Origin of the sequence: Marivita sp. (assembly GCF_017643905.1) — a bacterium.
Taxonomy (GTDB): domain Bacteria; phylum Pseudomonadota; class Alphaproteobacteria; order Rhodobacterales; family Rhodobacteraceae; genus Marivita.
This window is the reverse complement of record NZ_JAEPMO010000212.1, coordinates 1-5,538: the sequence shown is the minus strand read 5'-3', so window position 1 is coordinate 5,538 and position 5,538 is coordinate 1. Positions and strand designations below refer to the sequence as shown.

6 protein-coding genes and 1 pseudogene are annotated in these 5,538 nt (G+C 65.9%); 5 read left to right on the top strand and 2 right to left on the bottom strand.

Annotated features, from left to right (window positions below; translation table 11 throughout):
- Positions 1 to 683: pseudogene (locus JJ869_RS21665) on the bottom strand (hypothetical protein); the annotation flags it as partial.
- Positions 683 to 1,414 (bottom strand): response regulator, encoded by a 732-nt coding sequence (locus JJ869_RS21660; protein ID WP_292270672.1) that lies wholly within the window; start codon positions 1,412 to 1,414, stop codon positions 683 to 685. The gene JJ869_RS21660 and the pseudogene JJ869_RS21665, both read right to left, overlap by 1 nt.
- 173 nt (positions 1,415 to 1,587) lie before the next feature.
- Between JJ869_RS21660 and JJ869_RS21655 the strand changes: the two genes are divergently transcribed.
- From JJ869_RS21655 to JJ869_RS21635, 5 genes are all read left to right on the top strand, one after another.
- Entirely contained in the window at positions 1,588 to 2,121 is a 534-nt protein-coding gene (locus tag JJ869_RS21655; RefSeq protein WP_292270671.1) for an EF-hand domain-containing protein, read from the top strand.
- Positions 2,122 to 2,184: 63 nt separating this feature from the next.
- The gene (locus JJ869_RS21650) at positions 2,185 to 2,688 is read left to right on the top strand and encodes a cytochrome b/b6 domain-containing protein (RefSeq protein WP_292270668.1); all 504 of its coding nucleotides are present in this window, start codon (positions 2,185 to 2,187) and stop codon (positions 2,686 to 2,688) included.
- Between the two features lie 59 nt (positions 2,689 to 2,747).
- Positions 2,748 to 3,965, top strand: a complete 1,218-nt coding sequence (locus JJ869_RS21645) for an HlyD family efflux transporter periplasmic adaptor subunit (RefSeq protein WP_292270666.1) — start codon at positions 2,748 to 2,750, stop codon at positions 3,963 to 3,965.
- Complete coding sequence (locus JJ869_RS21640) at positions 3,962 to 5,134, top strand: FtsX-like permease family protein (RefSeq protein ID WP_292270665.1); 1,173 nt, start codon at positions 3,962 to 3,964, stop codon at positions 5,132 to 5,134. The genes JJ869_RS21645 and JJ869_RS21640 overlap by 4 nt, the downstream gene beginning before the upstream one ends.
- 10 nt (positions 5,135 to 5,144) lie before the next feature.
- Positions 5,145 to 5,492, top strand: coding sequence for an ATP-binding cassette domain-containing protein (locus JJ869_RS21635; protein WP_292270664.1), 348 nt, complete (start codon positions 5,145 to 5,147; stop codon positions 5,490 to 5,492).
- The last annotated feature ends 46 nt before the right edge of the window (positions 5,493 to 5,538 follow it).

The following is a 5,538-nucleotide window of genomic DNA, read 5'->3' as shown; positions in this document are numbered from 1 at the left end:
GAGAGGGCCTGAACTTCGCGGGGACCACGTCGCGGCATCTCGGGTGCCGGGGCGTCGAGACCGAACCCGTCCGCCGCAGAGGCCAATTGCCGGAGCGGTCGCGTGATCCGTCCAAGCCCATACCAGAGCGCGGCGATGACCAGCGCGAGCGACAGCAGGGTCGCACCCAAGAGCGCGGGCGGCGCCTGCAGATCGGGCCTCTGGAACCGGGCGGACACGTTGAGCCAGTCGCCATCGCCGAGCGGAACCGAGATCCTGAACTCGACCGGCGCTACGCCCGCGGCGCGCATCCGGTCATGCAGCCAGGCGAAGGCGGCCGGCGGCTCCGCTGGTTGTCCATCATGGGGAGAGACGGTGACTTCCGTCGCCCGGATATCGCCGGGTCCCTCAATCGGTACGAGATCGGGTTGTCCCGACGTAACCAAGGGCGCAACGCCGACACTGAAACGAACCAGCCGCGAATTCACCGCCGCAAGGATGCTCTCGCGGCTTTCACGGGGGGCTTGGTCGAGCGCCTGGGCCACCGCGGCGGCGCGCTCGACGGTCTCGTACCGCTGTGCTGCACGGATGGCAGCGCCCCGTTCGTCGGCGAAGATCCACACGCTGATGGCTTGCGCGGCAAGGAAGGCCGCGACGATCAACAGCGCCAACTGCCCCAGCAGGCTGCGGGGAAGGATACGCATCACGTCGCCTCGCGCACATCGGCGGCAAGGCTGTAGCCTCCCGAGCGGATCGTTGCGATGATCTGCGGATTGCCCGGGTCGTCCTCGATCTTGCGGCGCAGGCGGCTCACCTGGTTGTCGATGGTCCGGTCGAACACGTCCGCGGTACGTCCGCTGGTGATGTCCAGCAACTGATCGCGCGAGAGCACGAAGCGCGGGCGTTCGAGGAAGGCCGTCAGCAGCTTGAACTCGGCCGTGGTCAGCGAGACCGCGCGCCCGTCCTCATGGGTCAGCGCGCGCGTGTCGGTGTCCAGCGTCCACCCGGCAAAGCCGAGTTTCCTGCCACCCAGCTGGCCGGCGAGCGGTTCGGGGCGTTCCGACCGGCGCAGGATCGCCTTGACCCGGGCCAGAAGCTCCCGCGGATTAAAGGGCTTCACGAGGTAGTCGTCGGCGCCCACCTCGAGCCCCACGATCCGGTCTGTGTCCTCGCCAAGCGCGCTGAGCATCAGGACAGGCGGACCGCCCGAGGACGCCAGCCGCCGCGCAGCCGACAACCCGTCTTCGCCGGGCATCATCACGTCGAGCACCACGAGATCGAAGCGGCCCGCCTTAAGGTGGGCATCCATCTCCGCCACGTCTCGGGCCGCACTCGCACGCATGCCGTTCTTTTCGAGATAACGCGTCACCGCATCGCGGATTTCGCGATGATCGTCGACGACAAGGATATGAGGTGCGCGGGTCTGTTCAGTCATAAGCCCTTGATACCGCAAGGCGCGTCGGTTCGGGAAAAAAATGCGTCGCGATCGGTCGCGGACGGCAGGGTTTGCGACAGACCGATACAAATCTGGGGTCGGATCGGCAATCTTCTGCGACATGCGTCCCCCAAATTCACCTCATCGAAACACCAACCCGAAGAGGTGACACCATGAAACGCAAGACGATCCTGACGCTCAGCGCCGCCGCCACCGCCGCCGTGATCGGCGCCATCGCCATCCCCGCCATCGCAGGCGGCTGGGGGCCGAACGAGGGCTGGGGGCCGCAGCGGATGATGCAGATGATGCATGGCTCGCAAGCTGGCTTCACGCAGGACCACCGGGGCCCGGGCATGATGATGCGCGACGGGCACGGGCCGATGGGCATGGGCGGGATGACCGACAATCAGGTCTACCAGTCCTTCGATGCCGACGCGGACGGCACGGTGACCCCGGCCGAGCTGCAGGCAGGCGTGGCCGCGCTCCATGCCGAGCATGACGCTGATGGCAACGGCGCGCTGTCCCAGGACGAGTTCGCGGCGCTCTTCGCCGAAGCGACCCGAGGCTTCGCTGAGCGGCCTTTCGAAATGCTGGACGCCGATGAGGACGGCCAGATCAGCGCCGACGAGATGGCCTTTCCGGCGCAGATGATGGCGCGCATGAGTTTGATGCATATCAATGACGCGCCGAACCAAGCCGATCAGTAAGGACAAGAAACGGGGCTGGCTCTGAAAAGAGTCAGCCTTGGCACTTTAGAAGAGATTAGAACAATGACGAAAAATACAAACACCCCCGAGGGGTATTCAGTCACGCAGATTGCACTTCATTGGGCCGTTGCCGTGCTGGTTGCCGCGCAATACATTTTCAAGGATGCCATTTCGGGCGCCTGGGAGGCTATTCGCGCCGGCGAAGACTACGCCTTCGATCCGCTGATCCTTGCCCATGTCGTCGTCGGCGGTCTGATCCTCGCCTTCGTCGCGTGGCGCCTTGTCCTGCGGCTGCGCCGCGGCGCTCCGCTCCCGCCCGAAAACGAACCCGCGCCGCTCAAGGCCCTCAGCCATGTCGCTCATTGGGCCTTCTACGCCGTGCTTGCGGCGATGTCGGTCACCGGTCTTATCGCCTGGTTCGGCGACGTGACCCCGGCTGCGCAGGCGCACAACGTTCTCAAGGTGGTGCTTCTCGCGCTCGTGGCGCTCCATGTCCTGGCCGTGCCATTCCATCGCATCGTTTTGAAAAACAACGTGATGCAGCGGATGATCCGGCCCGCGCACTGAGACGGCCAGAAAGGGGCGGCACGGACCCGCCCCACACCCCCACTAACAGGAAGACGGGCATGACCCAGACCGACGACCCCGACCTGCCCCTCGACCTGCGGCGCCCAGAGGCACCCAAGCCCCGACGCAAGCTTTTTCGCAAGCGCTACCTCTTGGTCCTGCTGGTGCCCCTGTTCATGTTCTCGGGGGCAGTGATCGGCATGTATTACCAGCCGCCCGGACTGCAGAATTTCTACGCCATGACCGGGCTGCAGCCGGGGGGCGGGGCCGAGAACCCCATCGCGCTGCCGCCCGAGATCAACGTGCCCGAAGAAATCGTGGAAACGCTTCTGCCTTCAGATGTCCTGGGGTTGGCGCGGATCATGCCGCAAGGCGATGTGGCGATCGTCGCGGCCCCTTATGGCGCGGGCGATGCGCGGGTGGCCGAGATCCTTGTGGCTATCGGAGACAGCGTGGCGCGCGGTGCTGTGCTGGCGCGGCTCGACAATGTACAGGCGCTGGAAGGCGCTGTGCTGCAGGCCGAAGCCAATCTGGCGGTGCGGCAAGCGATCCTGACGCAGACCCGCGCTACCATCGAAGCAAGCCGGGCCGAAGCGCAGGCAAGCCTCGATCAGGCACGCGCCAGCGCCGCAGAGGCCGCCGCCAGCCTCGAGCGGACCGAGGTGCTGACGGAGCGGGGCATCGCCACGACCGCGACGCTCGAGACCGCGCAATCCCGCGCAGCTGAGGCGGCGCAGGCCGTGGCCCGTGCCGAGGCGACGCTCGCCCGCTTCACGGCACTGGCCATCGACGATCAGCCCGATGTCGTGGTCGCAGCCCGCAACGTCACCGCAGCCGAGGCGGAACTGGACCGTGCCCGTATGGATCTGGGCCGGGCCGAAGTGCGCGCGCCGATTGACGGCACGATCCTCGATATTCACGCTACCCCCGGCCAGCGCCCCCCGAACGAGGGGATCATGGAAATGGGCGCGACCGGCCAGATGATGGCCGAGGTTGAGATCTGGCAGGACCGCATCGCACAGGTCGCGCCCGGCCAGCCGGTCGAGATCGTGGCCGATGCGCTGGGGCGGTCGCTGTCCGGGACGGTCGAAAGCATCGGTCTGACGGTCGGTCGGCAGGGGCTGATTTCCGACGATGCAGCGGCGAATTCGGATGCCCGCGTGATCCGGGTGCTGGTCGCGCTCGATGCCCCATCCTCGGAACTTGCCGCGCGCTACACTAATCTGGAAGCTGTGGCGCGGATCGACACGGGCGCCGCCGCAAGGGCCGGGCAATGACGCGGCTTTTGCAACGCCTGATGGGACGGCTGCCCATCGGCTGGCTGCAACTGACCCACAAGCGGGGCCGCTTCGCCGCCGCGCTTGCCGGTGTGGCCTTCGCGAATGTTCTGGTCTTTGTGCAGCTCGGGCTGATGAACTCGATGGCGGCGGCGACGCTGAAACCCTATGAGTTCTTTCAGGCAGATATCATGATCTCGGCATCGGACGCCAACGCGCTGGCCGAGGGGGGCAATGTCGCGCGGCAATGGCTGTTGCAGGCTTTGGCCGACCCGGATGTGGTTGAGGGGATGGGGCTTTTCGTGGGCAATGTGCCTTGGGATCGGGGCGGCAACACCATCTCGTTCACCACCTTCGGCATCGACCCGAGCCAACCCAGCTTCATTGCACAAGGCGCCAGCGACGGCTTGCATCTTCTGGAGGTGCAGGACGCCGTGATCCTTGACCGGCTGGCGCGTGGCTTGCCAGCGGAGCAGGCAGCGGGCATCCGCCCCCAGACGCCGTTACGCTTCGAAGCGCAGGATCGCACGCTTTCGGCTATGGGCACCTTTGCGGGTGGGGGCGGGTTCGGGGGCGACGGTTTCATGCTGACCTCTGACCAGACGTTTCTGTCGCTCTTTCCCTCGCGCAGTTCCGCCGCGCCGGACCACATCCTGTTGCGCCTGCGTCCCGGAGCCGATGTGGCGGCGACGGTCACGCGATTGCGGGCGCTGATCTCGGACCAATCCCTTCGCATCCGCAGTTACGAGGACGCCGCTCAGGAAGACCTGACTTATCAACAGACGCAGCGCCCGACCGGCGTGATCTTCGGCTTTGGCGTCCTGATCGGGGTGCTGGTGGGTCTGGTGATCGTCTATCAGGTCCTGTCGGCGGATGTGGCCGATCACCTGCGCGAATATGCGACCTTCAAGGCGATGGGCTACGGGCCGCGCTTCTTCCTCGGCATCGTCATCGAGGAGGCGCTGGTGCTGGGGCTTTTCGGCTTCGTGCCGGGGGTGCTGATTGGCACAGGCATCCTGGCGCTGATGGGGGCTGTCACGACGCTGCCACTGGGCATGACGCCCGACATGGCCGTGACGGTGTTCGTGGGGACGGTGGTATTTTCGGCGCTGTCCGGGGTCATCGCCACGCGGCGTCTGGCGGCGGCCGATCCCGCCGATCTGTTCTGAGGAGGCGGGGATGACGGATGACAGCATCGTCGAGGTGCGCGGCCTGAACCATTGGTTCGGCATGGGCGACGCCAGAAAACAGGCGATGTTCGACATCGACCTGACCCTGGAGCGGGGCAGCTTCACCGTGCTGATGGGGCCATCCGGGTCGGGCAAGACGACGCTTCTGACGCTTGTCGGTTGCCTGCGTGCGGTGCAGGAGGGGTCTGTCAGGCTGCTGGGGCACGAATTGCACGGCGCCAGAGCGGCGGAGCTGACGAGCTTGCGCCAAAGGCTGGGCTTCATCTTTCAGGCGCATAAGAGACCAAGCCGGATGTGCGCACGTCCCGGCGGATTTCCAATCTGCGCACGGGGCTAGAGGGGCTTGGGCAACTCGGGAAAGATCTTGATGCTCTGGAACGTCT

Bases quoted from the DNA above. Each gene is read 5' to 3' on its own strand.
- JJ869_RS21655 (WP_292270671.1), top strand. From the start codon at position 1,588: ATGAAACGCAAGACGATCCTGACGCTCAGCGCCGCCGCCACCGCCGCC.
- JJ869_RS21660 (WP_292270672.1), bottom strand. From the start codon at position 1,414: ATGACTGAACAGACCCGCGCACCTCATATCCTTGTCGTCGACGATCAT.
- JJ869_RS21650 (WP_292270668.1), top strand. From the start codon at position 2,185: ATGACGAAAAATACAAACACCCCCGAGGGGTATTCAGTCACGCAGATT.
- JJ869_RS21635 (WP_292270664.1), top strand. From the start codon at position 5,145: ATGACGGATGACAGCATCGTCGAGGTGCGCGGCCTGAACCATTGGTTC.
- JJ869_RS21645 (WP_292270666.1), top strand. From the start codon at position 2,748: ATGACCCAGACCGACGACCCCGACCTGCCCCTCGACCTGCGGCGCCCA.
- JJ869_RS21640 (WP_292270665.1), top strand. From the start codon at position 3,962: ATGACGCGGCTTTTGCAACGCCTGATGGGACGGCTGCCCATCGGCTGG.